At 68.2% G+C, this 24929-nt stretch carries 23 protein-coding genes; 13 read left to right on the forward strand and 10 right to left on the reverse strand.

Features of this window, described 5'->3' with window-relative positions; all coding sequences use genetic code 11:
- Positions 1 to 73: 73 nt before the first annotated feature.
- The 6 genes from ACFE7H_RS04620 to ACFE7H_RS04645 form a co-directional block, all read right to left on the reverse strand.
- Complete coding sequence (locus ACFE7H_RS04620; RefSeq protein ID WP_375400045.1) at positions 74 to 1387, reverse strand: MFS transporter; 1314 nt, start codon at positions 1385 to 1387, stop codon at positions 74 to 76.
- A gap of 92 nt (positions 1388 to 1479) precedes the next feature.
- On the reverse strand, positions 1480 to 2193 hold the full coding sequence (locus ACFE7H_RS04625) for an SDR family NAD(P)-dependent oxidoreductase (protein WP_375400046.1): 714 nt from the start codon (positions 2191 to 2193) through the stop codon (positions 1480 to 1482).
- A gap of 206 nt (positions 2194 to 2399) precedes the next feature.
- Positions 2400 to 2783: a type II toxin-antitoxin system VapC family toxin gene (locus ACFE7H_RS04630; protein ID WP_375400047.1), complete on the reverse strand. Its 384-nt coding sequence runs from the start codon at positions 2781 to 2783 to the stop codon at positions 2400 to 2402.
- A complete protein-coding gene (locus ACFE7H_RS04635) occupies positions 2780 to 3001 on the reverse strand; it encodes a hypothetical protein (RefSeq protein ID WP_375400048.1) in 222 nt (73 codons plus the stop codon). Before ACFE7H_RS04635 ends, ACFE7H_RS04630 begins: the two co-directional genes overlap by 4 nt.
- A 214-nt stretch (positions 3002 to 3215) precedes the next feature.
- Complete coding sequence (locus ACFE7H_RS04640) at positions 3216 to 4298, reverse strand: CU044_5270 family protein (RefSeq protein ID WP_375400049.1); 1083 nt, start codon at positions 4296 to 4298, stop codon at positions 3216 to 3218.
- Complete coding sequence (locus ACFE7H_RS04645; protein ID WP_375400050.1) at positions 4267 to 4875, reverse strand: RNA polymerase sigma factor; 609 nt, start codon at positions 4873 to 4875, stop codon at positions 4267 to 4269. Before ACFE7H_RS04645 ends, ACFE7H_RS04640 begins: the two co-directional genes overlap by 32 nt.
- Before the next feature lie 287 nt (positions 4876 to 5162).
- Between ACFE7H_RS04645 and ACFE7H_RS04650 the strand changes: the two genes are divergently transcribed.
- From ACFE7H_RS04650 to ACFE7H_RS04660, 3 genes are all read left to right on the forward strand, one after another.
- Positions 5163 to 5891: a GNAT family N-acetyltransferase gene (locus tag ACFE7H_RS04650; protein WP_375400051.1), complete on the forward strand. Its 729-nt coding sequence runs from the start codon at positions 5163 to 5165 to the stop codon at positions 5889 to 5891.
- Between the two features lie 747 nt (positions 5892 to 6638).
- Positions 6639 to 7691, forward strand: coding sequence for an RHS repeat-associated core domain-containing protein (locus tag ACFE7H_RS04655; RefSeq protein WP_375400052.1), 1053 nt, complete (start codon positions 6639 to 6641; stop codon positions 7689 to 7691).
- Positions 7692 to 8597: 906 nt separating this feature from the next.
- Complete coding sequence (locus ACFE7H_RS04660; RefSeq protein WP_375400053.1) at positions 8598 to 9443, forward strand: hypothetical protein; 846 nt, start codon at positions 8598 to 8600, stop codon at positions 9441 to 9443.
- A gap of 676 nt (positions 9444 to 10119) precedes the next feature.
- On the opposite strand, the gene ACFE7H_RS04665 is transcribed toward ACFE7H_RS04660, so the two are convergent.
- Positions 10120 to 12498 carry a phosphoketolase gene (locus tag ACFE7H_RS04665; protein ID WP_375400054.1) on the reverse strand — a complete coding sequence of 793 codons (2379 nt, stop codon included), beginning with the start codon at positions 12496 to 12498 and terminating at the stop codon, positions 10120 to 10122.
- A gap of 336 nt (positions 12499 to 12834) precedes the next feature.
- Here ACFE7H_RS04665 and ACFE7H_RS04670 point away from each other — a divergent pair, with 336 nt between their 5' ends.
- The 6 genes from ACFE7H_RS04670 to ACFE7H_RS04695 all read left to right on the forward strand — a co-directional run bounded on the left by ACFE7H_RS04670 (position 12835) and on the right by ACFE7H_RS04695 (position 18452).
- The gene (locus ACFE7H_RS04670) at positions 12835 to 13362 is read left to right on the forward strand and encodes a phosphoribosyltransferase (RefSeq protein ID WP_375400164.1); all 528 of its coding nucleotides are present in this window, start codon (positions 12835 to 12837) and stop codon (positions 13360 to 13362) included.
- A gap of 63 nt (positions 13363 to 13425) precedes the next feature.
- Positions 13426 to 14121, forward strand: coding sequence for a uracil-DNA glycosylase (locus ACFE7H_RS04675; RefSeq protein ID WP_375400055.1), 696 nt, complete (start codon positions 13426 to 13428; stop codon positions 14119 to 14121).
- Positions 14122 to 14152: 31 nt separating this feature from the next.
- A complete protein-coding gene (locus ACFE7H_RS04680) occupies positions 14153 to 14731 on the forward strand; it encodes a GNAT family N-acetyltransferase (RefSeq protein WP_375400056.1) in 579 nt (192 codons plus the stop codon).
- A gap of 11 nt (positions 14732 to 14742) precedes the next feature.
- On the forward strand, positions 14743 to 16185 hold the full coding sequence (locus ACFE7H_RS04685; RefSeq protein ID WP_375400057.1) for an amidase: 1443 nt from the start codon (positions 14743 to 14745) through the stop codon (positions 16183 to 16185).
- Between the two features lie 102 nt (positions 16186 to 16287).
- Positions 16288 to 17739: an ABC transporter permease gene (locus ACFE7H_RS04690; protein ID WP_375400058.1), complete on the forward strand. Its 1452-nt coding sequence runs from the start codon at positions 16288 to 16290 to the stop codon at positions 17737 to 17739.
- Positions 17740 to 17768: 29 nt separating this feature from the next.
- Complete coding sequence (locus tag ACFE7H_RS04695; protein ID WP_375400059.1) at positions 17769 to 18452, forward strand: ABC transporter ATP-binding protein; 684 nt, start codon at positions 17769 to 17771, stop codon at positions 18450 to 18452.
- Positions 18453 to 18591: 139 nt separating this feature from the next.
- Here the strand turns inward: ACFE7H_RS04695 and ACFE7H_RS04700 are convergent, their stop codons facing one another.
- From ACFE7H_RS04700 to ACFE7H_RS04710, 3 genes are all read right to left on the reverse strand, one after another.
- On the reverse strand, positions 18592 to 19455 hold the full coding sequence (locus tag ACFE7H_RS04700; protein ID WP_375400060.1) for an SDR family NAD(P)-dependent oxidoreductase: 864 nt from the start codon (positions 19453 to 19455) through the stop codon (positions 18592 to 18594).
- Positions 19452 to 20879: a dihydrolipoyl dehydrogenase family protein gene (locus ACFE7H_RS04705; RefSeq protein ID WP_375400061.1), complete on the reverse strand. Its 1428-nt coding sequence runs from the start codon at positions 20877 to 20879 to the stop codon at positions 19452 to 19454. Before ACFE7H_RS04705 ends, ACFE7H_RS04700 begins: the two co-directional genes overlap by 4 nt.
- 105 nt (positions 20880 to 20984) lie before the next feature.
- Positions 20985 to 21836, reverse strand: coding sequence for an arginase family protein (locus ACFE7H_RS04710; RefSeq protein ID WP_375400062.1), 852 nt, complete (start codon positions 21834 to 21836; stop codon positions 20985 to 20987).
- Positions 21837 to 22010: 174 nt separating this feature from the next.
- Here ACFE7H_RS04710 and ACFE7H_RS04715 point away from each other — a divergent pair, with 174 nt between their 5' ends.
- From ACFE7H_RS04715 to ACFE7H_RS04730, 4 genes are read left to right on the forward strand one after another with little or no spacing between them, the layout of a single operon-like run.
- On the forward strand, positions 22011 to 23399 hold the full coding sequence (locus ACFE7H_RS04715; RefSeq protein WP_375400063.1) for a phenylacetate--CoA ligase family protein: 1389 nt from the start codon (positions 22011 to 22013) through the stop codon (positions 23397 to 23399).
- A complete protein-coding gene (locus tag ACFE7H_RS04720; RefSeq protein WP_375400064.1) occupies positions 23396 to 23599 on the forward strand; it encodes a hypothetical protein in 204 nt (67 codons plus the stop codon). Before ACFE7H_RS04715 ends, ACFE7H_RS04720 begins: the two co-directional genes overlap by 4 nt.
- Position 23600: 1 nt before the next feature.
- Entirely contained in the window at positions 23601 to 24047 is a 447-nt protein-coding gene (locus tag ACFE7H_RS04725; RefSeq protein ID WP_375400065.1) for a cupin domain-containing protein, read from the forward strand.
- Entirely contained in the window at positions 24044 to 24925 is an 882-nt protein-coding gene (locus ACFE7H_RS04730) for an acyl-CoA thioesterase (protein WP_375400066.1), read from the forward strand. The genes ACFE7H_RS04725 and ACFE7H_RS04730 overlap by 4 nt, the downstream gene beginning before the upstream one ends.
- Positions 24926 to 24929 lie beyond the last annotated feature (4 nt).

Genomic DNA, 24929 nt, shown 5'->3' on the forward strand with positions numbered 1-24929 from the left:
GTCCATCCTCCCGGACCGATCAGTGACTCCGGGGGGCGCCGCTGATCCGGGCGGCGGCCGGCGGATGCCGGCGCTATCTGACGCCCTTGATCGGAAGGATGAATGCGGCGCCGACCAGGCCTGCGACGGCACCGAGGATGAAGAGCGCCGGGAAGTTCTGCGGGGTGGCAGCGGACGCTCCGATCGCCAAGACCGCGGGCGCGATGGCGGGCACGACGGCAGCCGGCAGAACGGTCGCGAGATTCATGATGCCGAGGTCTTTCGCCGGGTTCTGCGGGTCGGGCAGAATCTGCGTGATCAGCGCGAGGTCCACCGCGAAGTAGATCCCCTGACCGAATCCGACGACCGCCATCGCGAGCAGGAACGACGGGTACGACGTCGCCGTGGCCACCAGGATGAGACCTGTTGCGAAGATCACGGCTGCCGCGACGACGAAGGGTTTGCGTCGCTTCACCCGGTCCGAGATCTTTGCGGCGATCGGCGCGAAGACGAGTGCGGTTCCGGTGAGGACGAGAATCGAGAGGAAGATCGCTCCTGGCACTTCAGCGACGCTGAAGTGGAGTACCAGCAGCAGATAGAAGGCCTGGTATGCCTGCACGCAGCCGACGCCGAAGAAGATGAGAATACGGCTGATCCAGGCCGAGGCGAACGAAGGATGGGTCAGTGGGCTGACCCAGAACGTGCTGAAGAATGCCGTCACCCCGAATGGGCTCCGATCGGCGGCATTCTGACGCCGGTCATGCAGCACGATGGCCAGGACGAGTGCTCCGAGCACGCCCACCGAGGCGGGGAGCAGGATCATCGCCGCCAGCATTCCCGAAACGGCCTGCGCGATGAACAGACCGAGTACTGCACCGAGCGGAAGACTGAGTCCGACGATCGCCGACGCAGGGCCGCGGCTGGTCGGAGCGAGTTGATCGGGGATGATCGCCGTCACGGCCACCGCGCCCGCACTGAACCCGACCATCGTCAGCGTCGACGCGATGGTCAGGACGAGTGTCGATGTGGCGAGCAGTGTCAGCACGGCGCCCAGCGCCATGAGGATCGCCGAGGTCACCAGCAGGGGACGGCGACGCCCGAACCGGGACAGGCTGCGGTCGCTGATCCGCCCGAACGCGGGCAGCGCGACGATGGAGAACGCCGCACCGATCGCCGAGGCGATCGACAGCACGGTCGTGGCATGCGCAGGATCGATCGCATTGGCCTTGATCGACAGCGTGAGAACGGCAGGGACCAGTTGCGCCATCCCGCCGCCGACCGCCGCGAGTGCGATGAAGAAGAGGAGACCCCGCTGTGGGGTTCCCCAGCTCGGGGCGGCTGCCGATGTGGGGTCGGCCAGTGCGCCACCCGAGAGCAGTGGGACGGAAGGAAGAGCGGACGAACTCATGTGCGGGCACCTTTGCATCGCGTGACCGGCCGATTCGCCGGTCTTAGTTTGGATTGACTGCTTTTCTGCTACGGATCGACTCGTTCGCGTGATCAGTTCTTCATCATGCCGCCGTCGACGATCACGGTCTGTCCGGTCACGAATCGCCCGTCTTCGCTGCTGAGAAAGAGAATGGGACCGACGATGTCGTATGGCACGGCGACACGTTTGATCGCCTGGCCGGCGGCGATCTTCTCCATGAACTCCTCAGGCGTGGCGCTCGTGCCGGGGGTTCGGGTGAGCGCGGGACCGATCGCGTTGACGGTGATCCCGAACTGTCCTAATTCGTTCGACAGGCCGCGAGTGAAGCCGATGATCCCCATCTTGCTCGCGGCGTATGGCACGATCCCCTGCAGGTTGGTGGAGATCGAGTTCGACGTGAGGTTGATGATCGCGCCCCAGCCGTTCTCTTTCATGAACGGCACGAATGCCTTCGCGGCAAGAAACTGCGAATCGAGATTCACTCGGAGTATTCGAGACCACAACTCGTAGGTGAGGTCGTCCCAGGTCGCCTTGGGGTATATTCCCGCATTGTTGACCAGAATGTCGACCCGACCGAAACGCTCCCGCACGCGGTCGGCCACCCCGTGCCAGGCTTCGCTGTCGCCGATGTCGAACTGTTCGACGTGCACATCTGCTGCGTTGAGCAGGCCGACTGTTTCGTCGCATGATGCGATGTCGATGAGCACGAGTCGAGCGCCGCGCTCAGCCAAGCGGACCGCGGCCTCCTGCCCGATCCCGCCTGCGGCGCCGGTGACGACGGCCACCCGATTCTCGTGACTCTGCATTGTGGTTCTCCTCGGGATCAACTGCACTGTTGAGCTCGTCGGTCAACGTAGGCCGGGCACGCGGAGGCGGCATCACCTGCGCGGGTGATCCTGACGAGACGCCCCGTCCGAGCCGTACAGAGCAGCAGTCGTGCCGCTTCGCGGTAGTCGACAGGTCGCGCCGGGGTGGCGAAGGTGCCGTCCGGCTACCGGGGGACGACGGTGACCGAGCAGCGCAGTCCGGGAGCACCGCTGATTCGGGCATCGGCGGTGACGAGGGGGCACTCGAGGGCCTCGGCCAGCGCGACGTACCCGGCGTCGTAGCTGGAGAGGTTGTCGCGGAGTTGCCAGATGCGCTCGACGAGGCCGGGAACGGGATAGCGCGTGATCCCGATCCGGCGCCAGGTGTCGAGCGTCGCCCAGCCCTGTTCGGCGGTGAGGAGGCGTGCCCTGACACGACGGCGCAGGCCGCTGGCGACTTCGGAGTCGATCAGGTGCGGCGCATGGAGTTGCTCCGAAGCGAGCCACTGCCGCGCCGGCCCAGCGGCGAGCAGCCCGGAGAGGGCGGTCGAGGCATCGACGACGATCACCGGTCGATGCGTTCCCGTTCGATGTCCCCGATGATCTCGACGGGGTCGACGCCCAGGTCGGGAAGCGCCTCGAGCAGCGCGCGATTCCCTGCGCGGCGGGAGACGTCGGCCAACTCTCGGACCGCGACGGCGCCGACCGAGGTGCCGTCGCGGTCCGCCAGCACCTGAAGCCGGGCCACCACGTCGTCCGGCACATTCCTCAGGTACAGCGTTTTCATGTTGCAGAATGCTAGCAATCAGCACTCACCATGCCGAGGGGGTCGGACGGTTCTCGTCCAGCCGCTCGAGAGGGTCGCTGGGGACGTTCGAGCAGGTCGAAGGAGCCTCCGGGTTCGCCGGCGGACTGGACCGGCTCCTCGGGGATCGTGATGGGGATCCAGTAGGTGTGCGTGTGGTCGATCGCTGTGGGGATGGTGGCGGAGGTGCTCGGAATCATCCGGAGGCCCCGAGGGGAATGATGGGGAAGTTCGGGCCGGAGTCGACGACGTCGGTCGTGATCGAGGCCGAGTAGGTGATCGCCCCCACGGGGTAGCCTCCAGACGCCCGGGTCATGACGGTCTCCTCCCCGATGAAGGTGCCGGTGGTGGAGTCGATGATGAGTTCGTCGCGGGTCGTGCCGTTGGGGTACGAGCGGCCGATGGCGACGCCGGTCCGGCCGTCGAGAGTGGTGGCACGGTCGGTGATGTGGACGCCGGGGATGAGGGCTGCTGCACGGTAGAGCGTCGCGCGGGTCGCGGCCGGGACCTGGGCAGTGCGGAGCATGTCGCCGACCGTGTAGAACGCCTCCTCGTCGGGCGTGGGGCCCTGGCCGAGGTGGGTGCGATAGATCGCGTTGAGCGCCATCCGCGGATCGGCCGGCAACGCACGGATCTCCTCGAGCCCGCTGTTGAAGTCGGGCTGGCTGGGGTCGGCGTGGGAGAGCCGGGGGAGGGTGCTGCCGCGGGCAGCGAGGTCGGCTCGATGCTGGCGGAGCGCGGCCCGTTCACTGGCGGCGTCGGCGAAGTCGGTCGGCGTCTGCGGCCAGGTGACGTACTGCCAGCCGGATTCGTGACCACCCCGCAGGTACAGGGCGTGCCGGCTGCGCTCAGCCCACCGGAACCGGCCCTGCCGATCGGTTTGCACCTCGATGGTGGTGACCCGCAGGTACTGGTCCGGGCCGACCTGCGGGTCGGCGGTCCTGATGGCCTCGATCGCGGAGCGCTGCAGTACCTCGGCGGCTTCCGCCGTCGCACCGGGCCGAAGCCCGGCCACACCGATCACGTCGCCGAAGAACAGCCCGGTCGCCGCCGCGACCGCGCAGACGGTCACAGTGGTTCCCCACACTGCTCGCCGGAACCGGCTGCCGCGCCGCACGTGGTGCTGCGGACGACGCCCGGCCTCCTCGCGATCGATCGCCGCCGCCAGGGCGTCCGACGCCCGCAGCAACGCCCTCGCGTCACGGTCGTCGCTCTTCGCACCGTCGGTGAGGACGGTGGAGTCCTGGTCAAGCTCCCGCAGCAACGTCAACTCGTCCACGGTGGGCCTCCTTCTCATCGGTCGTGTTCTCATCGGTCGTGCTCGCGGCGACGGACGCGCGCAGCGTTCTTCGTGCTCGGTTCAATCGGGACTTCACGGTGCCCAGCGGAACCTGCAGGGCTGCGGCGGTCTGCTCCTGGTTCAGGTCGCCCCACGCGTGCAGCAGGAGGGTGTCGCGGTCCGCGACCGAGAGACGGGCGATCGCGTCCCGGATCGCGGCGACGGCGGTGACCGCGTCGGCCCGCTCGCCGGCCCTTGCTATGCCGCCGTCGTGGTCCTCCCGCTCCGCCGCGCGCGCTTGGACGCGCAGATGCCGGGCCTCCCGACGGCCGTGCGCGTGCAACAGCCGGGTCGCGATCCCGAGCAGCCAGGGACGGGCCGATTCCCACGTCGTGTCGAATGTGGCGCGCTGCTGGAACGCGGTCAGGAACGTCTCCGACAGCACCTCCTCCGCCACATCCGGGCCCGCACGACGCTTCAGATAGCCGTGTACGACCGGCCCGTGGCGGGTGAAGAGCTCTCCGAACATCCGCGGGCTGTCCCACGAGCGCCGGATCACTTCGTTGTCAGCAGTCACACCCGTATTGGCTCCCCGAGCAGAAAAGGTTCACGGCTCATCCCGGGCGGTCCGTGCTCGCCGGGCTGCCGCGGTGAGGTAGACACGCGTCGTGCCCCTGAGCATGCGGGGTGAACGAGCAGTTTCGGCTGACTGCTCGCCACGGACCGTTGAAGGACTGGGCGGTGTGAAGGAAGCGGACGGCCGCGGTGAGCTCGTGCGCTCGTGCGCTCGACCCTGCACGGGGCTCCAGGCCACGAGGTCTCTTGCTCCCGCGTGCCGGCGCGCGTCCCAGGGTGCCGATAGAGATGGCGCGTCTTCGAGCGATCGAGTCCGAAGACTGTGCGCTCGACAGCCAGGTCGATGATGCAGTGGGCAGCGCGTGGAGCGTCGGCGACGATCAGATGGAGGTGGCGGGCGAGGTGAGCGACTCCGAGAGCGCGTACGAGATCCGGGCGTTGAGCACCGAGACCTGGGACGCGTTCGCCGAGTTGGTCGAACGGCACAACGGCGGTAGGTTTGGTGGTTGTTGGTGCACCTGGTTCCACCGGCCGACGCATTCGGCACCCGTCGCCGGCCAGGAGCAATCCGCCGAACGTACTCGCGCCTTCAAACGCGACCTGGTCGAGACCGGCCGCGCGCATGCAGCCCTCGTTTTCGACGGCGAGAAGGCCGTCGGATGGGCTCAGTACGGCAGCCCGGACGAGCTCCCCGGTATCGCCCACCGCAAGGAGGTCGAAGCCGAGGGATCATCCTTCCCCGACTGGCGAATCACGTGCGTCTTCGTCGACCGCCTCTACCGCCGCCGCGGCGTCGCGCGGATCGCGGTCGAGGGTGCGCTCGATCTGATCCCGACCACCGGTGGCGGAACCGTGGAGAGCTATCCCCAGGACACCTCGGGCAAAAAGGTGTCCGCGTCGTTCCTGTACAACGCCACCCGCACCACGTTCGAGCAGGCCGGCTCCAGCTATCAGCGCCCGAAGGGGAAGAACCACTGCATCGTGCGAACGAGCGTCGCGGCTCGGGTCGAGCAGTGATAAGGAAGGGATCCCGTCGAAGAGGGTATTTCGGTGGGCGCCCGTTCCGATTCGAAGGCGAATGTGATCTCAAGGGCTTTGATCTGCGTACTGGGCAGCATCACGGTGGCGGCTACGACGAGAACCCACAAGCCGGACAAGAGAACGGCGGCCTCAACAAGATTCGCGGTGTCTCGCCTACAAACCCCAACCGAGAGAGCTATGAACAAGCTGCAAGGCGCTATCTTGGGCAGTAAGAGCCGACGAACGTGACCAGACTGTATCAAGAGGGAACTATCGTGACGATCCCTCTTCGTCAACAAAGCCATGGCCTCGGCGTGATTTGCCGCGTCAACCGAGGAGGCGTGTTACTCATGCGCCTGTATATCCCTCGGCCGCAGTACCTCTCCTCCGAGTTTGACCCCTCCAACTTGCAGCCTCAAGAAGCTGACGCTGTCGCACATGTCGGTCACCTTGGCGTCACCAGCGGTGCGTGGCCCATCACGGGAGCCATCAAGCCCTGGGAGCGCGACCGATGGTCACACACTCAATTCGTTCGATATGAGCAGCTTACGGGTAAATCATTTCTCGTCTGCTACAGAGACGACGACCCAAATACCGTCGTCCTCGAGCGTGAAGTACAGCCGGGGGAAGCCGAGCAAATGCCTGTCGATGGACTGATGGGACATGGCTACGCTGAAAGGTTTCTAAGTGGTTTGGCGGGCCTGTAGACGAGCCGAGGTCCTAGGTATTGTAGAAACGCCGACAATGAACCTTGCGTTAACTGAACTTGGCGGCCCCTCCTTCCCGTCGCCCCCTATCGCCGGGCCGGCGACCAGCTACAGCTCCGACGGCAACGGCGATCGCACCAGCTCCACGATCGCCGCGGACGGGTCGAGCCCCGCAGCGACGACCGGGTACGGGTACGACCCGGCGGGGAACCTCACCACCGTCACCCTGCCCGGCAGTACCCCCGCAGTCGACTACGACGTCGACGGCGACGGCCTGCGCCAGGCCCGCACCCAGGACGGCACCACCACCGGGTTCGTGTGGGACACCGCCGGGAGCCTGCCCCTGCTCCTGGACGACGGCACCCACTCCTACCTCTACGGTCCCGGCAACGCGCCCATCGCTCAGATCGACGACAGCACCGGCACCATCGACTACCTGCACGGCGACTTGATTGGCTCCACCCGACTCATCACCGACAGCACCGGTACCGCGACCGGCGCCTACCGATACGACGCGTACGGGACCGTCACCACCCACACCGGCACCGCCACCACTCGGATGCAGTACACCGGTGCGTGGACCGACCCCGACACGCACCTGGTCTACCTCCGAGCCCGCGACTACGACCCGGCCACCGGCCAATTCCTGCAAGTCGACCCCGCCCTCGAGACCACCCACCAGCCCTACACCTACGGCAACAACAACCCCCTCAATACCACCGACCCAACCGGTCTTTACAAACGAAACGACACGAGTCCATGGGAGCTCGGGCTTCAGTGGCTCACGGGTACGGGGCCCAGGCATCAGGAGTTCCACGCGGGCGACCCCTTCACAGAACAGCTTCGTCAACACGAACAAATCCGGCAGGACCGGAACGCGATTCGGGAAGCCCTTGAGAAGGACGCATATACACCAGGACAAGCCATCACGAGCGCCGGCGACTTGTCGTACGAGCTCGGAGGCATTGACGGACCTGCAAAATTTGTGAAGGATTACTCGACCCTCGCGACCTTTGGTACAACAGGCAACCTAGCAGTGACCTTTTGGGTGCCTATAGCGTCACGGCAACAGCGCTTCAATCAGCGGTAGGTGATTGCGCAAATGTTCGGTTCACGGTGACGAACACTTCTAACTTTGCATCTTCAGTTCATCTTCCACTGTATGGACTTATTCCCGGCTACCACAACGTAGAGCGGTTTGAGAACTCGCTCTTCAAGAAAGGCCCACTTTCGCCAACAAATCAGACTATCACCTGGACCGAGGGCATTCGCTGGTGAGTTCTCGCCGACTATTCCTAATGGGAGCGATGCCCGTCCTCGTGGCATTTTCTCTTTCTTCATGCGTGGAGCAGCCAATTCCGAAGACGCGCCAGCTTGTCGGAACTTGGCGCGGTGAATACAACAGCCAAATGATACTTATGGTTGACCACAGTTGCGTTGTCACGCGCATTCCGGATGCAGTCACCGCTGGGCAGCCCATTCCTAAAGCCGCAACACGTCACACTATAACCGCCCCGGGCACATGGACGATCGGATCCCCCGTGACAGGACACCAGCGTTCGAACGACGACGTTCCCTTCATCACCATACAGTTCGCAGGTGCTCCGAGAGCCCTAGGATCAGGACTCTTATTCAGAGTACAGAACCCTTATGAGATTTACGCCGTTCTGGGTGACCCCGACCTTCATGATCGTTTCACCATGAAACGCACGGACCAAGGATAAAACCTGTGAGCAAGGCTCGTGCAGGTACTAAAAACCCCCTGAGTTATTCCGGCTACAACAACTCAAAGAGTGAACACCCCAATCCAATCAACGGAATGACGAACGGAAAAACCTATTCAACGGAGAGACCCTGTTCGCGAGCCCGGGCGACAATGGAGTGGCCTGGATCTCTCCTCGGTCCAGTGACCGACTGGCCCGGTCATTAAGTACGGACCTCGCCGTTTCCACCTACTGCCTACTGGGTACGCGCGTTGAGCTACTCACTCGAGCCCGTGCCCGAGGGTTCGGACCTGGTTGTCTCAGGTCCCTGGACAACGCAGATGGCGCAATGCTTCCACAACGGTCTTGCCGATGGGCTGACCCTGAACTATGCGAGAGGATTCCAGGAGCGAAACTTGTCCTTTCTTAAAGGACTTCCAATACGACGCCTCACGATTCTTGCTCGCACGATGTCTGACCTCGATCCCGTGTACGAGCTTGCAACAACTCTTACGGAGTTGAGTGTCGAGACTGACGAACGAACGCCGATCGACCTGGGTCGACTGCCTCATCTTCGTATTCTTGCCGCTTCGTGGCGGCAGGTAAGACAAACCATCGGTTCGGCAGAAAAACTCGAGAAATGCTTGCTGCTCTCATACGAGGAGGTCGATTTGACACCGCTCGGGGCTCTCACCTCGCTGTCAAGTCTTGCTCTCAAGGACCATCCCGCGGTCGCCTCTCTGGCCGGCCTCGATCGCCTACCATGGCTGACAGATCTCGGCATCTACTCCGCTCGAGATCTAGAAGACCTTTCGGAACTGAGGCGAACCGCATCACCAACTTTGCAACGGCTGCAACTCGAATCATGTCGTCGCATAGAAACGCTCGAGGCGATAGCTTGCTGTGAAGCGCTGACGTTCTTGAACGCGGGAGACTGTGGCGACATTGCCTCCTTGCAGCCGATTGCGCGACTTGGGCGGCTCGAGTCTCTCTACCTGTACGAATCTACTCGAATTGTCGATAACGATTTAACGCCCATTACGAAGCTGCCTCGCTTGCGCGACTTCCGCATGCGAAGCCGTCGAAGCTATGTACCTAGCGTGCCGGACCTGCAGCAAGCAATCATTGCTCGGAATTGATCTAAGATAGTTACCATCGATGACTTGGGTGATTCGAGCGCGGCGGACTCTGCTGAGCTTTTCGTAGTTGCCTGAATCCTAGTTCAGGAGGGCGGTAGTCCGAAAACCCACCGACTGCGATGTGATGAGGCTCAGGAAATCAGACGCAAGGGGGTCGTGTACTGTGCGCGGCCAACGACATACCAGGGAATGGACGGTCGACGCGAGCGCCGATAAGATCCATTATCGGCGCACGTGGTCGCTCTCGAAGGCTCGCTTCCGAAGCAACGGTCACTTTGGAAGCCAGTAACTGAGTGCACCCCGGGTCAGACGGACAAGCCTTTCTCCAAGGTCAGGGCTAAAGCTCCACGCTTCGTACGAGTCCGATGCGTTGACGACGAGGGTCAGCTGTCCTGCCTGGAGTGTTAGTGCGCGTCAAGCCATCTACCTCCGCTACCAAAACCGCGGTGGATAATTGGTAATACCGCTCCGAGACTGCTGGCCTGCTCGGGGTCAACTGATTCACCTGAACTCAGAAGAGAAGGCGTCTCTATTCTGAGCTGTGCAACATCATTGCACACGATAGTCGAGCCAAAGTCGACTCGCACTTGCGTAACGGTTAGGCCGGTCAGTGCGAGTGTCCCGCCCGACTCAACGGACCCTTTCCACCTCGGATCTGAACAGACGCGTCGCGGGGTCAGGCGCGGCCGTGCGGCCAGGTCCAGTCGGCGATCGCCGGGTCGTCCTCGCCGTGCTCGCGGGTGTAGCGGCGGGCGGCCAGGCGCGCGTCCTGCATGCGCTGCCGCAACTCCGCGTGCCGGGTGCCCAGGCTCGGCACGCGGTCGATCACGTCGATGACCAGCGCGAACCGGTCGAGCGCGTTCATCATCACCATGTCGAAGGGCGTGGTGGTCGTGCCCTCCTCGATGTAGCCGTGCACATGGAACTGGTCGTGGTTGGCCCGCTTGTACGTCAGGCGGTGGACCAGGCTCGGGTAGCCGTGGTAGGCGAAGATCACCGGCTTGTCGGGCGTGAAGACGGCGTCGAACTCGGTGTCCGGCAGGCCGTGCGGATGCTCGGAGTCGCTCTGCAGCCGCATCAGGTCGACCACGTTCACGACCCGCACCGCCAGGTCCGGCAGGGCGCGGCGCAGGATGTCGGCCGCCGCCAGGGTCTCCAGCGTCGGGATCTCGCCCGCGCAGGCGAGCACCACCTCCGGCTCATTGTTCGTCGTCGACGCCCACTCCCAGATGCCGAGCCCGCGCGTGCAGTGTGCGATCGCCTGCTCCATCGTCAGATAGTCCAGCTGCGGCTGCTTGCCCGCCACGATCACGTTTATGTACTGCCGGCTGCGCAGCACGTGGTCGCCGACGCTGAGCAGGCAGTTCGCGTCCGGCGGCAGGTACACCCGCGCGATCTCGGCCTTCTTGTTCACCACGTGGTCGATGAAGCCGGGGTCCTGGTGGCTGGAGCCGTTGTGGTCCTGCCGCCACACATGGCTGCTGAGCAGGTAGTTCAAGCTGGCGATCGGCGCCCGCCACGGGATTCGGTTGATGTCGTGCAGCCACTTGGCGTGCTGGTTGACCATCGAGTCGACGATGTGCGCGAATGCCTCGTACGAGTTCAGCAGGCCGTGGCGGCCGGTCAGCAGGTAACCCTCCAGCCAGCCCTGGCACAGGTGCTCGCTCAGCACCTCCATCACCCGGCCGTCCGGCGCCAGATGGTCGTCGGTGTCCAGGATGGGCGCCTCCCACGTGCGGTTCGCCTCCTCGAAGACGGCGGAGAGGCGGTTGGAGGCGGTCTCGTCGGGGCCGAAGATGCGGAATCGCTCCGGATTCAGGCGCATCACGTCGCGCAGGTACTGCCCGAGCACGCCGGTGGCGGAGTGGGAGGTGGTGCCGGGCTGCTGCACGTCGACCGCGTAGTCGCGGAAGTCGGGCAGCTCCAGGTCCTGCACCAGCAGGCCGCCGTTGGTGTGCGGATTGGCGCCCATCCGGCGGTCGCCCTGCGGGGCGAGCGCCTGCAGCTCGGGGACGAGCGCGCCCTCGTCGTCGAACAGCTCGTCGGGGTGGTAGCTCTGCAGCCACTGCTCCAACTGCCGCAGGTGGCTCTCGTTGGTGCGCACCTCGGAGAGCGGCACCTGGTGGGCGCGGAAGGTGCCCTCGATCTGCTGACCGTCGACGACCTTCGGCCCGGTCCAGCCCTTGGGGGTTCGCAGCACGAGCATCGGCCACGGCACGGGATGCTGCGGAGCGCCGCCGTCGCGCGCCGCCTGCTGCATGGCGGCCAGGTCGTCCAGGGCGCCGTCGAGGGCGTCGGCCAGCGCGCGGTGCACGAGGGCCGGATCGTCGCCCGAGACGACCACGGGGGCGTAGCCGTGGCCGCGCAGCAGGGACAGCATCTGCTCCTCCGGCATGCGGGCCAGCACCGTGGGGTTGGCGATCTTGTAGCCGTTCAGGTGCAGGATCGGGAGCACGGCGCCGTCGCGCGCGGCGTCGAGGAATGCGACCGACTGCCAGCTGGTGGCGAGCGGCCCGGTCTCGGCCTCGCCGTCGCCGATCACGCAGAACGCGACGAGGTCCGGGTTGTCGAACACGGCGCCCGCGGCATGCATCAGGGAGTAGCCCAGCTCGCCGCCCTCGTTGATCGAGCCGGGCGTCTCCGGAGCGGCGTGGGAGGGGATGCCGCCGGGGAACGAGAACTGCCGGAACAGCCGGTGGATGCCCTCGGTGTTGCGGCCGATCCGCGGGTACACCTCGGTGTAGGTGCCTTCGAGGTAGGTGTTCGCGACCACCGCCGGACCGCCGTGGCCCGGACCGGTGACGAAGATCGCGTCCAGGTCGCGCTCGCGGATCACCCGGTTGCAGTGCGAGTACAGCAGGTTCAGCCCGGGCGTGGTGCCCCAGTGGCCGAGCAGCCGCGGCTTGATGTGGGCGGGCTCCAGCGGCTGCCGCATCAGGGGATTGTCGAGCAGATAGATCTGCCCGACGGAGAGGTAGTTGGCGGCGCGCCAGTACCGGTCGATCAGCGCGAGGTCGTCGTCGGTGGCGGTGGTGCGTTCCGCGGTGCTGGTCATCGGTGTTCCTCTCGGACGCCGGTGGCCGGCGCCCCTTCACCGGTCAGCGTGGCCGGTCAAGCTGGCCGCCCGCCCTGTGGACGTGACACACCCACCGGCCCTCCTACGGCGCACCCCGCACAAGTACGGAGTACCAGCCCAAGTACGGAGCACCGTGCTCAACTACGGATGAATCGGGCCCGAACACGGCGTGTCGGCTGGGATCTCCGTAGTTGGGCGGGGAGCGCTGAGGGCGCCGTCTTCACCGACGCCGCGAAGCCGGCTTCCTGGCGGGCTGCCGTCGAGCCGGCCGTCGGCACCTGCCGATAACGTGAGGCCGTGAGCATCGAGCAGACGGTGACGGCCCTCCCGAGCGAGTCGACGCAGGCGCAGGCGGTGGCGGTACCGCCCAGGGAGATCCTTCGGTGGGACGAGGTGGGCACGGCCGCGCGGCAACTGGCCACCGACATCACCGCCAGCGGATTCGACCCCGAGATCGTGGTCGCGATCGCCCGAGGCGGCCTGCTGGTGGGCGGTGCGCTCGCCTACGCCCTGGGCGTCAAGCGGTGCGGCTCCATCAACGTCGAGCTGTATACCGGCGTCGACCAGACCCTCCCCGAGCCGCTGCTGCTCGCGCCGCATCTGGACGGGGAGTCGCTGGCCGGACGGCGCGTGCTGCTGGTCGACGACGTCTCGCAATCCGGGCTGACGCTCAAGCTGGCCGTCGACATCATCAGCCGCATGGGCGCCGACGTGCGCACCGCCTGCTACTACACGAAGCCCCAGACGGTGTTCGTGCCCGACTTCTCGTGGCGCGAGACGGACCGCTGGATCGTCTTCCCGTGGTCCGCCGAGCCGCCGGTCACCGGAGCCCGCGCGGAATGACCGCGTGTGGAACGACCTCCGCGGCCCGACCTGCATGACCGTCGGGCGGACGACTCCCTCCTCGTGAGTGCGCCGGGACTCGCCGAACTCGCCTCGACCGGCCGCATCGATCCCGGCTGGGCCGCGGCGCTCGCCCCGGTCGAGGACGACCTGCTCCGCATGCAGGCGTTCCTCGACGCCGAGGAGGCGGCGGGCCAGACCGTGCTGCCGGCGCGCGCCGACGTACTGCGCGCGTTCCGCACGCCGTTGAATCACGTGCGGGTCGTGATCCTGGGCCAGGACCCCTACCCGACCCCCGGCCATCCGATCGGGCTCGCCTTCGCGGTGGAACGACACGTGCGGCCCCTGCCGCGCAGCCTCGTGAACATCTACACGGAGCGGCGCAGCGACCTGGGGCTCGCTCCAGCAGCCCATGGCGACCTCTCGGCCTGGACCGAGCGCGGAGTCCTGCTGCTCAACCGCTGCCTGACCGTGCGGGCCGGCCAGGCGGGCTCGCACGCCAAGCAGGGCTGGGAGTCGGTCACCGCCGCGGCCCTGCAGGCGCTCGCCGATCGCGGCGGCCCCCTCGTCGCGGTGCTGTGGGGCAAACAGGCGCAGACCGCGGCACCGGTGCTCGTCGGCGTCCCGCAACTGCACTCCGCGCATCCGAGCCCCCTCTCCGCACGCAACGGCTTCTTCGGCTCCCGCCCCTTCAGCCGCATCGACGAGTCGCTGACGCAGCAGGGCGCGCAGCCGATCGACTGGAGCCTGCCCGCGTAAGCTCGCCCGTCGTGCTGGAGGAGGAGCCATCATGCTGGAAGAGGAGTACGCCGAACGCCGCGTCAAGCCGTTCCACCTGCGCCGCTTCGATCCGCCCGAGGCGCCGTTCGCCTATGAGATCCGCAGCGCGCAGCCGCGCGACCTGCCCGATGTGCGCGAGATCTACAACCACTACGTCACCAACAGCGTCGTCACGTTCGACGAGGATCGTATGTCGCTTGCGGAATGGAAGTCCAAGTACGCCTACCTGATGCGCCTCAAGCTGCCGTTCCTGGTCGCGGTGTCGCCATCGGGGCAGGTGCTCGGGTACGCGCTCTGTGCGCCGTGGAATCAGAAGCGCGCCTACCGCTTCACCGCCGAGAACTCGATCTACCTGCGGGCGGCGTCCACCGGCAAGGGGCTGGGCCACGCGCTGCTCGGTGCTCTGCTGGACGCCGCCAAGCAGGCGGGGTTGAAAGAGGTGCTGGCGATCATCGCCGACTCCGGGGCCGAGGCGTCGCTCGCGCTGCACCACAGCTTCGGCTTCAAGGACACCGGGCGGATGGGCCACGTCGGGTTCAAGTTCGGGCACTGGATCGGCACGGTGCTGCTGCAGAAGTCGCTCAAGTAGGGGATCGACTCGTGGCGTTCCAGCTGCACCACCTGACCGCGCAGGAGCAGTGGGACTGGGTGCGCCGCCGCGAGGTCACCGCGCTCGAGCTGACGGAGCACCACCTGGAGCGGATCGCGCGGCTCGGCCCGCGGATCGGTGCGTTCGCGCGAGTGGATGCCGACGCCGCTCGTGATGCCGCTCGGCGCATCGACGCGAACGGTCAGGGCGCCGCTCCGCTCTCCGGTGTTCCGATTGCGGAGAAGGAGCTGGCGCGCCGGGCCGGCACCGTGTCGGGTTCCGGCTCGCGGCTGTTCGCCGGCCGGCCCGCGACCGTGTCCGACGCGATCACGACCGCGATCGACGACACCGGCGCCGTGGTGCTGGGGGCGACCACGGCGCCGGAGTTCGGCCTGACCGGCTTCACCGAGCCGGCCGGCCGGCCGGCGGCGCGCAATCCCTGGGATGTCGGCACCGGCGCCGGCGGGTCCAGCGGCGGTGCCGCCGCCGCGGTCGCCGCGGGTCTGGTCCCGTTCGCGGTCGGCTCCGACGGCGGCGGATCGATCCGCATCCCGGCCGCGACCTGCGGCGTGATCGGCGTCAAGCCGTCGCGGGGCAGGGTGCCCGCTCAGGGCGGCCACGGCTCGCTCGCCGGCCTGGTGACGGCCGGCCCGATCGCGCGGACCGTGGCCGACGCTGCGATGCTGCTCGATGCGCTGGTCGCGCCCGGCGGGCGGGCCCCTGCGCCGGTCACCGCGCTCGTCGCGCCGGGCGAGTCCGGGTTTCTCGGCGCGGCCATCCGCGGCGAGGGCCGATTCTCGATCGGCGTGCTGCAGGGCTCGGTCTGGGACGACGCGGTGTCGATCCGGCTCGATCCCGCGGCCGCTCGCGCGGTGGACCGGGCCGCCGACGCCGTAGACGCGCTGGGACACGGGCGGCAGAACGTGCGCCTGCAGGGTGAGGACTACCCCGACTTCTTCCGGGTGCTGTGGCAGGCCTCCGCCGCGACCATCCCCGCGCACTCCGCGGCCGAGCTCGACCTGCTCGAGCCGTACACGCGCGAGCTGGTGCTGCGCGGCCGCGCGCTGGCTGCTGAGCGGGTGGTCGCCGCCCTCGCCGCGGCCGCCGCGTTCGAGCGCCGCACCATCGCGACGTTCGCGGCCTTCGACGCGGTGCTGACCCCGGCCCTGGCGCTGCCGCTTCGGCCGGTCGGCTGGTACACCGCGGATGCGGACGGCGACGCGGGTGTCGACACGGTCTTCGACCGGCAGGTGCAGGCGGCGCCGTATTCATCGTTCGTCAACGTCGCCGGCCTGCCGGCGATCACCCTGCCGGTGGGGGAGTCGGATGCGGGCTTCCCGACGGGTGTCCAATTGATCGGTCGCCCCGGCGGTGAGGCGACCCTGTTCGCGCTCGCCCGCCAGCTGGAGCGCCGCTTCGACTGGCCGCGCCGGCACCCGCCCGCCTTCTGGTGACCCGCTCGGGCCCACCCCGCCCCGCCCCGCCCCGGCGGCCTCATAGGCGACACAGGGGGTCACCTGGGGTGTTTTCTCAGGGTCGTCTCTAGCTTCGGTCACATGTTCGGGACCTACTTGCGGCGTGAGCTGTCGAATCGGCGGCGCCAGACGATCGTGGTCGCCATCGGGATGGCGTTGGCCATCGCCCTCGTGATCCTCGTGAACGCCACCGCAGCGGGAGTGCGGTCGGCGCAGGCGAGCGCCCTGCAGTCCGTCTACGGAGTCGGCACCGACATCACGGTCACCAAGCCGGCGAGTGCGCCGTCCGCGAACGGCGGCCGCCAGCAGTTCGACTTCGGCTCCGGAGCGGGCAGCACGCGGAACGGAACGCAGTCCCTCAGCCGCACCAGGCTGACAACCGGTCCGGCCGTGACCACCTTCGCGTCGTCCGCCGCGACGAAGGCGGCGGCGACCACCGGTGTGAAGGCCGCGACCGGCGTGCTGAGCCTGAACAACATCACCTTCTCCGGAGCGCTGCCGTCGCAGAGCCAGCGGAGTCAGGGAGGCTTCGGACAGGGCGCCCGCCCGAGCGGGGGACCCGACGGTGCTGGCGGCAGCTCCTTCGGCGTCAACTCGTTCAGCGTTCTCGGCTACAACGTGGCGGGCGCGACAGTCGGGCCGCTCACTTCGGCGACGCTGACGTCCGGGCGCTCGCTCACCGCCGCCGACGCGGGCAAATCCGTCGCCGTGCTCGATGCGGACTACGCGACCACCGCGAAGAAGAAGGTCGGCGGCACCGTCTCGATCGGCGGTACGACGTTCAAAATCGTCGGCATCGTGACCTCGACCTCCGCGACCGGCGCCACGGGCTCGAACGTCTACGTCCCGCTCGACACGGCGCAGAAGCTCAGCAGCCAGACCGGCAAGATCTCCAGTGTCTACGTGCAGGCGGCGAACGCGAACGACATCACGGCGGTGAAGACGGCACTGTCGAAGTCGCTCGGCTCGTCGGTGACGGTGAACACGCAGTCGGACCTCGCCTCCTCCGTCTCCGGCTCGCTCTCGACCGCGGCGACGCTCGCGAACAACCTCGGCACGTGGCTCTCCGTGCTCGTGCTCGCGGCCGCGTTCCTGATCGCGGTGCTGTTCACCGTGTCCGGAGTTACGCGCCGCACCCGGGAGTTCGGCACGCTGAAGGCGATCGGTTGGAGCAACCGGAGGATCGTCGGTCAGGTCGCCGGGGAGTCGTTCGTGCAGGGGCTGATCGGCGGCGCGATCGGTATCGTGCTCGGCCTCGCAGCCATCCTGATCGTCAACCTGGTGCACCCCACCCTCAGCGCCGCCGCCACAACCGGTCGGGGACCGGGTGTGGGCGGTGGTGGCGGATTCGGCAGGGCGTTCAACCAGGCGGCGACCACCGCGTCCGAGATCGCCCTCAGCCTGCCCATCACTCCGGCCGTGATCGCCCTGGCCGTCGCCCTGGCGGTGCTCGGCGGACTGATCGCCGGCGCATTCGGCGGCTGGCGGGCCGCGCGCCTCCGCCCGGCCGAAGCACTCCGCAGCGTCGCCTGAACCGTTCTCGACGAAGGGATCCTCCGCAGATGTACGAACTCGCCGCGGTCGCCAAGACCTACAAGCAGGGTGCGAAGACCGTCCACGCGCTCACCGGCGTCGACTTGATCATCGCCGATGGCGACTTCGTCGCCATTCAGGGACCGACCGGGGGCGGCAAGTCCACCCTGCTGCAACTGCTCGGCGCGCTGGACCGCCCGTCGTCCGGCGCGGTCCGGCTCGGTGACCAGGACCTGGGAAGCCTGGGCGCGACCGCGCTGTCCCGCATCCGGGCGGAGCGCATCGGCTTCGTCTTCCAGAGCTTCAATCTGATTCCCACACTCACGGCGCTGGAGAACGTGGAGACCGCCCTCGCTCCCATTCACGTCGATGCGAAGGAGCGGCGGGCGCGGTCCCGAGAGGCGCTGGAAGCCATCGGACTCGGCGACCGGACGACCCACCTGCCGTCGGAGTTGTCCGGCGGTCAGCAGCAGCGCGTCGCCATCGCCCGGGCGCTCGTCAAGCAGCCGCAGGTGCTCCTCGCCGACGAGCCGACCGGCGCCCTCGACGAGGACACCCGCGGCGACATCGTCGGACTGCTCGAAGCGGCCTGGCGCGACCGCGGACTGACCCTCGTCGTCGTCACCCACGACTCCTGGGTCGCCGCCCGAGCCGACCGACGCCTGCACCTGAAGCAGGGCAAGGTCACCGAACGGACCGCCGTCGCCGTCTGACCGCCACCGCTCGTTCGCCTGTGCCGAGGAATTCAGGCGAATTCGAGAACTCGTGACCGGATCCGGCCGATTCGTCCTTCGTTGCTCGATTCCTCCTGAATTCTTCGGCCGAGGCGGAGGCGGACCAGGCGGAGGCGGGTCAGCCGGCGAGGCCCGAGCGCCGCTCGCTCTCGGCCCACAGTGCCGCCGCCAGGCCCGCGTCGTTCGCCTGCCGGCGCGTGCGACCGGGTGCCGTCAGGCGGTCGAAGTAGTTGCCGCTCGGCGCCGGCACCCGGGCGGTGGAGGCGAGCCGGACGAGCGGAGCCGCACCTTCCTCGGGGGAGACGGCAGCCCGCTTCATCAGGCTGGACACCGGTCCGTCGCCGCCGAATCCGCTGGCGACGTAGCCGGGATGGAAGGCGTACGCGCTGATCCCGTCGCCCTGATGACGTCGCGCCAGCTCGCGAGTGAAGAGGATGTTCTCCAGCTTGCTCGTCCCGTAGGCGGTGAAACCGCCGAGCCACGGCCCGACGTGCCGGTTGTCCAGGTCGTCGATGCGCACGCGCCCGAACAGGTTGCCGGCGGAGGAGGTCTGGATGATCCGCACCGATCCGGGCGGCGCGTCCCGGGCGGTGTCCACGAGGCGGGGGAGCAGCAGGTTCGTCAGCAGGAACGGGGACAGATGGTTCTGCTGAAAGGTCTGGTCGAAGCCGTCCCGCGTGGTCGCCCGGGGGCCGATGGCGCCGGCGTTGTTCGCCAGCACGTGGATGCGCGGCAGATCCGCGAGCAGCCGCTCGGCCAGGTCCCGTACCGACTGCAGGTCGGCGTAGTCGACCAGGTAGGCAGTACCGCTGACCTCCGCGGCCACGGCGCGTGTGCGCTCGGGATTCCGTCCCACGACGGCGATCGTCGCCCCCAGCAGTGCCAGCTCACGGGCGGCGGCCCGGCCGATGCCGGAACTGGCGCCCGTGATCACGACGACCCGGTCCTCCATCCGGCCGGGCGCCGGCAGCTCGACGCTCATGCGACACCGTCCGTCTCCAGCAGCCGCAGCCACACCTCGCTGATGGTCGGATAGGAGGGGACGGCATGCCAGAGGCGCTGGATCGGCACCTCGCCGACGACCGCGATCGTGGCGGACTGCAGCAGCTCGCCGATGTCGCGGCCGACGAAGGTGGCGCCGACCACGACGTCGCGCTCGGCGTCGATCACCAGCTTGGCGCGGCCCACGTAGGAGTCGTCGTAGACGCTGCTGCCGGAGACGGCGGCCAGGTCGTACTCGGGCGCCCGCACGGTGAGCCCCGCATCCTTCGCCTGCTGCTCGGTCAGGCCGATCGCGGACGCCTCCGGGTCGGTGAACGTCACCTGGGGCACGCTGCGGGCGTCGGCAGTCGCAACGTGGCGGCCCCACCGCCCGTCGTCCAGCGTCTGGCCCTTGGCGCGGGCCGCGATGACCCGGCCGGCGGCGCGCGCCTGGTACTTGCCCTGGTGGGTCAGCAGGGCGCGGTGGTTCACGTCTCCCACCCCGTACAGCCACGGATCGCCGTCGTTGGTGTCGGCCTTCACCAGCAGCGTGTCGTCGACATCCAGCCACTCGCCGTCGGTCAGCCCCACGCTGGCCAGGCCGAAGTCGACCGTGTTGGGGCGGCGGCCGGTGGCGGCCAGCACGTGCTCGGCGGTCACGGAGGTGCCGTCGTCGAACTGCACCGTCACTCCCGAGTCGTCGCGCGAGACCGTCGTGGGGGAGACGCCCAACTTCAGCGTCGCGCCGCTCTCGGTGAGGGAGTCGGCGACCAGCTCGCCGGCGAATGCCTCCATGCCGCCCAGCAGACCGCCGCGGGCGACGAGCGTGACCGAGCAGCCGAGCGAGGTGTAGGCGGTGGCCATCTCGCAGCCGACCACGCCACCGCCGATGATCACCAGGCTGGCCGGCACCTGCTCCGCCCCGGTCGCCTCACGCGAGGTCCAGGGCGACGATTCCGCCAGACCGGGGATATCCGGCACCAGGGCCGTCGAGCCGGTACTGACCGCGACGGCGTGATTGGCCGTCAGCACCGTCTCGGCGCCGTCCGGCTGCGTGACGGTGACCTGCTTGACGCCCGTGATGCGCGCGAATCCACGCACCAGGTCGATGCCGGCCGAGTCGAGCCACGACACCTGGCCGGAGTCGTCGTAGTTGCTGACCATGGCGTCGCGCCGCTTCAGCACGGCCGCGACGTCGAGACCGCCGGTCACCGCCTCCTTGGCCCCGTCCACGTGCAGGGCCGCGCGCCGCGCCGCCTCCGGCCGCAGCAGCGCCTTGGACGGCATGCAGGCCCAGTAGGAGCACTCGCCGCCGACCAGTTGGGACTCCACGATCACGGTGGACATCCCCTCGCGGTGGGCGTAGTCCGCCACGTTCTCGCCGACCGGTCCGGCACCGATCACGATCAGGTCATAGGTGGGCATCTGCACTCCTCCGCGCGTCTCCCGTCACGCTACCGAGCGCTCGCCGACCGCCCGCTGGGGGCCGACCGGCGGCCCCTGGGTAGGGGGGTCGTGTGCGTCAGCGCGTCAGGCGCGGGCGCGGACCGGAGCGGTGACGGCGGAGAGGATGCGCAGCACCGCGGGCAGATCGGGGTTCGCGGCGGCCGGCGTCGCCGGCGCGAACATCGCGATGCCGGCGCCTGCCAGCCGGCGGGACCCGACGGCCACGCTGATCGCTTTCGTCAGGTCGCCGAGCGAGACGCCGAACGGCTGCGGATCGGTCAGCCCCGCGAACTCGCCGGGGTCCAGCACGTCCAGGTCGATGTGCAGATACACCCGATCGCAGCCCAGGGCGTCGACGGCATCGGCCAGGCCGTCCAGCTCCTCGGCCCGCACCAGCGTGATGGGGCTCGACGCCAGGTACTCCGCCTCGCCGTCGTCCTCGGAACGGGTACCGGCGAGCACGACGTCGTCGGGCGCCAGCGGCCGTTCGGCGACCAGGCCTGGAGCGCCTTCGCCGAGCAGGGCCCGCAGCACCATGCCGCAGAAGGCCCCGGAGGGGCTGGAGTCGGGGGTGTGCAGGTCGGGGTTGGCGTCGAACCACACAAGGCCCAGGCGCTCGCCGGCGGCGGCGGCGCGGGCGGCGGCGTGCTCGACCGCGGCCAGTTCCACACCGCAGTCGCCACCGATGACGATGGGGGTGTCGGCCGGGTCGATGTTCGCGAGCACCATGCTGAGGCGCTCGCGCACGACGGCGAGGGTGGAGTAGCGGTGCACGCCCGTGTCGACCGCGTCGCCGGCGCCGAGCGGGATCTCGACGGTCGTGGTGGCGCCCGACGGCAGGTCGCCGCGGATCGCCTCCGCGCCGTCGATCAGCCGCATCGACCGGCTGGAGGCAGAGCCCTGCCACTGCGGGACGACCACGAACTTCGCCGTCATGGCTCCCGAGCGTAGTTCGCGCCCGCACACGGGACCGGCGCCCGGCGTGTCGCCCCCTCCGCCAGCCCCTCGCCGACCGACCGGAACACGGTCGCCTCCCCCGACATTTCTTCCTCGCGACGACCGTCACGAAGACGCTATGCTGCTTCCGTCTGACCGACCAGGGAGTGAACCGTGCACTCGAATCTGTGGAACCCCAAGACCGAGACCCTTCCCCGCGACGACCTGCGCCGACTGCAGTTCGCCAAACTCGCTCGGGTCGTCGAGTGGGCCGAGGCGCGCAGCCCGCTGTATCGGGGGAGTTTCCGCCAGGCCGGGTTCTCCTCCGATCAGCTGCGGTCGTTCGACGACATCGAGCGCATTCCGTTCCTGACGCGCGACGAGTGGATGGCCGGCCAGATCGCGCAGCCGCCCTTCGGCGACATCGCCGTGGCCGGGCACGACAAAGCCGTCCGCCTGCACACCACCAGCGGCACGAGCGGCAAGCAGCCGCTCCGTGCGCTCGACACCCGCAAGGACTGGGCGTGGGCGGCGGAGATGTGGTGTTACGCGCTGTGGGGAGCGGGGGTGCGTCCCGCCGACATCGGCTACGTGGCGTTCGGGTACGGCTCGTTCATCGGATTCTGGGGCCTGCACAACGGCCTGGAGAAGATCGGCGCCCTGACGATCCCGGGTGGCGCGCAGACCACGCCCGCTCGGGTCAGGCAGATCGTCGACTTCGGCTGCACGGTCGTGGCGTCCACGCCCACCTATGCCTTGCGCCTGGCGCAGGAGGCGCAGCTGCTCGGCATCGACCTGCCCGGCTCCGCGGTGACGCGCGTGATCCTCTCCGGAGAACCGACGCCCGATGCGACGAAGCATCTGATCGAGCAGCAGTGGGGGGCCAAGGCCTTCGACACCGCCGGCATGACCGAGATCTCGACCATCTTCATGTTCGAGCCGGAGGACCAGCCGGGCGGCTGCCACATCATCGAGGACAGCTTCATCGAGCAGGTCGTGGACCCGGGGACGGGCGCCGAGCTGCCGTTCGGCGAGCCCGGCGAGCGCGTGACCACCTCCTTCGGGCGCAGCATCATGCCGCTGATCCGGTACCGCACCTCCGACCTGGTCGTGAAGGTGCCGCACACCGTGGCGGCGAACGGCCGCACCTGGGACCTCTACGAGGGCGGCGTGCTCGGCCGGGTCGACGACATGAAGCTCGTCCGCGGCACCAACGTCTACCCGCGGGCGGTCGAGGGGATCGTGCGCGGGTTCACCGAGGTCGACGAGTTCCAGATCCGGCTCACGAGCGAGGGCATCCGCGACGAGATCGCGCTGGTGGTCGAGACGGTGCCCGAGGTCACCGACCCGCAGTGGGAGCTGCTCGCGGACCGGCTCGCCAAGGAGCTGGCGGACGGGCACGAGGGGCTGCGGTTCGAGCTGGTGAAGGCCGACCCGGGCACCCTGCCGCGGTTCGAGCTGAAGGCGCGCCGGCTCGTCGACCTGCGCGCTGCAGATCTGATCACCATGCCGTTCGAGACCACGCAGCTCAAGACCATCGAGACGACGGGGCGTGCATCATGACGACCGACCTGATCGGCAACCCGCTGAGTCCCCAGGAGGAACGCCTGATCGAGGTCTACGAGTCGCTGAAGTCGCTCGTGCAGGATGAGGCGCTCGCGCCGGGGACCCGGTCCAACCTGCTCGCGGCGCTGGCCGCGACCGGGGTGGCCGTCACCGGCCTGGGGCTGAAGTTCGAGCACCTCATAGACATCGGCGCCTGAGATGGCCACCGAATCCCCGGTCGTCGCCGGCCAGGTCGTCCCTGTCGTCACCAAGGCCGGCCACGAGTTCGAGGACACCGGCCAGTCCGGCGGTGCACACCGGGTCTCCGGAGTCGACCTGGAGCACACTCCGGCGACGCGCATCTGGTTCGGCAAGGTGAGCAACGAGCCCGGATTCCGGTCGTTCCCGCACCACCACGGCGAGGCCGAGACCGGCGGTTACGTGCTCACCGGGGTGGCCCGGATCTACTTCGGCGAGCAGTATGCGCAGTGGCTCGACCTGTCGGCCGGCGACTTCGTCTTCGTGCCGCCGTTCCTGCCGCACGTCGAGGCGAACATGAGCACCACCGACGAACTGGTCTGGCTGACCGCCCGCACGCCGGACAACATCGTGGTCAATCTGCCCGAGGTCGACGATGCGACGCTCGACGGATTCCGCCGCACATGACGGGCACGGTCGATTCGTTCCTGCGCGCCGTCGAGCTGCACGAGAACGGCGGGGACAGTTTCACCGCTCGGACGCAGCCCGTTCCGTGGCCGAAGGCGTACGGCGGAGACCTGCTTGCCCAGGCCGCCGCCTGCGCGATGCGCACCGTGGACGCCGACCGTGTGCTGCACTCGATGCACAGCAGCTTCCTGAGCGGTGCCGGCGTCGATGCGCAGGTCCGCTATGAGGTCGAGCGTCTTCGCGACGGCCGTTCCTACTCCACGCGACATGTGCGCGGCTATGCCGGCGCCGACCTGCTGTTCGTCGCCACCTGCTCGTTCCAGGTGTCCGAGGCGGGCAGCGGCTTCCAGGCGCCGGCGCCGCAGGGGATTCCCGATCCCGAGTCGCTGCCCAGCACCGCGGAGGCGCTGGCCGGCGTGGCCGGTGCGGCTGCCGAGTACTGGTCCGCCGGCCGCAGCTTCGACATCCGGCACGTCCCCGGACCGATCTACGTCGATGCGGGCGGCGCCGGCGACGGCGGCGGGCACGTCGACAGCGCAGCCGAGCAGGCCGTCTGGATCCACCCCTTCTCGCCGCTGCCGGCGGACCCGGCGGTGCATCGACTGGCGCTCATCTACGTCTGCGACTACACGATGCTCGAACCCGTGCTGCGCCGGCAGGGCCGCGCATGGAGCGATCCGGGCCTGATGACCGCCAGCCTCGACCACGCGATGTGGCTGCACCGTGACCCGTGCATGGACGACTGGGTGCTGTTCCTGCAGCACGCCGACTCCGCCCAGTCGGGCCGTGGGCTCGGCGCCGGCTCCTTCTACTCCCGGGACGGATCGCTGATCGCGACGGCCCTGCAGGAGGGCGTCGTCCGGCACGCCGGATCCTGACCCT

The sequence above is a fragment of the uncultured Amnibacterium sp. genome (assembly GCF_964250715.1).
GTDB lineage: Bacteria > Actinomycetota > Actinomycetes > Actinomycetales > Microbacteriaceae > Amnibacterium.

What these genes read in the sequence shown, in the direction of transcription:
- ACFE7H_RS04620 (WP_375400045.1), bottom strand. Translation starts at nt 1,387, where the DNA reads ATGAGTTCGTCCGCTCTTCCTTCCGTCCCACTGCTCTCGGGTGGCGCA.
- ACFE7H_RS04710 (WP_375400062.1), bottom strand. Translation starts at nt 21,836, where the DNA reads ATGACGGCGAAGTTCGTGGTCGTCCCGCAGTGGCAGGGCTCTGCCTCC.
- ACFE7H_RS04700 (WP_375400060.1), bottom strand. Translation starts at nt 19,455, where the DNA reads ATGAGCGTCGAGCTGCCGGCGCCCGGCCGGATGGAGGACCGGGTCGTC.
- ACFE7H_RS04725 (WP_375400065.1), top strand. Translation starts at nt 23,601, where the DNA reads ATGGCCACCGAATCCCCGGTCGTCGCCGGCCAGGTCGTCCCTGTCGTC.
- ACFE7H_RS04695 (WP_375400059.1), top strand. Translation starts at nt 17,769, where the DNA reads ATGTACGAACTCGCCGCGGTCGCCAAGACCTACAAGCAGGGTGCGAAG.
- ACFE7H_RS04650 (WP_375400051.1), top strand. Translation starts at nt 5,163, where the DNA reads ATGGCGCGTCTTCGAGCGATCGAGTCCGAAGACTGTGCGCTCGACAGC.
- ACFE7H_RS04665 (WP_375400054.1), bottom strand. Translation starts at nt 12,498, where the DNA reads ATGACCAGCACCGCGGAACGCACCACCGCCACCGACGACGACCTCGCG.
- ACFE7H_RS04635 (WP_375400048.1), bottom strand. Translation starts at nt 3,001, where the DNA reads ATGAAAACGCTGTACCTGAGGAATGTGCCGGACGACGTGGTGGCCCGG.
- ACFE7H_RS04690 (WP_375400058.1), top strand. Translation starts at nt 16,288, where the DNA reads ATGTTCGGGACCTACTTGCGGCGTGAGCTGTCGAATCGGCGGCGCCAG.
- ACFE7H_RS04720 (WP_375400064.1), top strand. Translation starts at nt 23,396, where the DNA reads ATGACGACCGACCTGATCGGCAACCCGCTGAGTCCCCAGGAGGAACGC.
- ACFE7H_RS04705 (WP_375400061.1), bottom strand. Translation starts at nt 20,879, where the DNA reads ATGCCCACCTATGACCTGATCGTGATCGGTGCCGGACCGGTCGGCGAG.
- ACFE7H_RS04655 (WP_375400052.1), top strand. Translation starts at nt 6,639, where the DNA reads ATGAACCTTGCGTTAACTGAACTTGGCGGCCCCTCCTTCCCGTCGCCC.
- ACFE7H_RS04680 (WP_375400056.1), top strand. Translation starts at nt 14,153, where the DNA reads ATGCTGGAAGAGGAGTACGCCGAACGCCGCGTCAAGCCGTTCCACCTG.
- ACFE7H_RS04730 (WP_375400066.1), top strand. Translation starts at nt 24,044, where the DNA reads ATGACGGGCACGGTCGATTCGTTCCTGCGCGCCGTCGAGCTGCACGAG.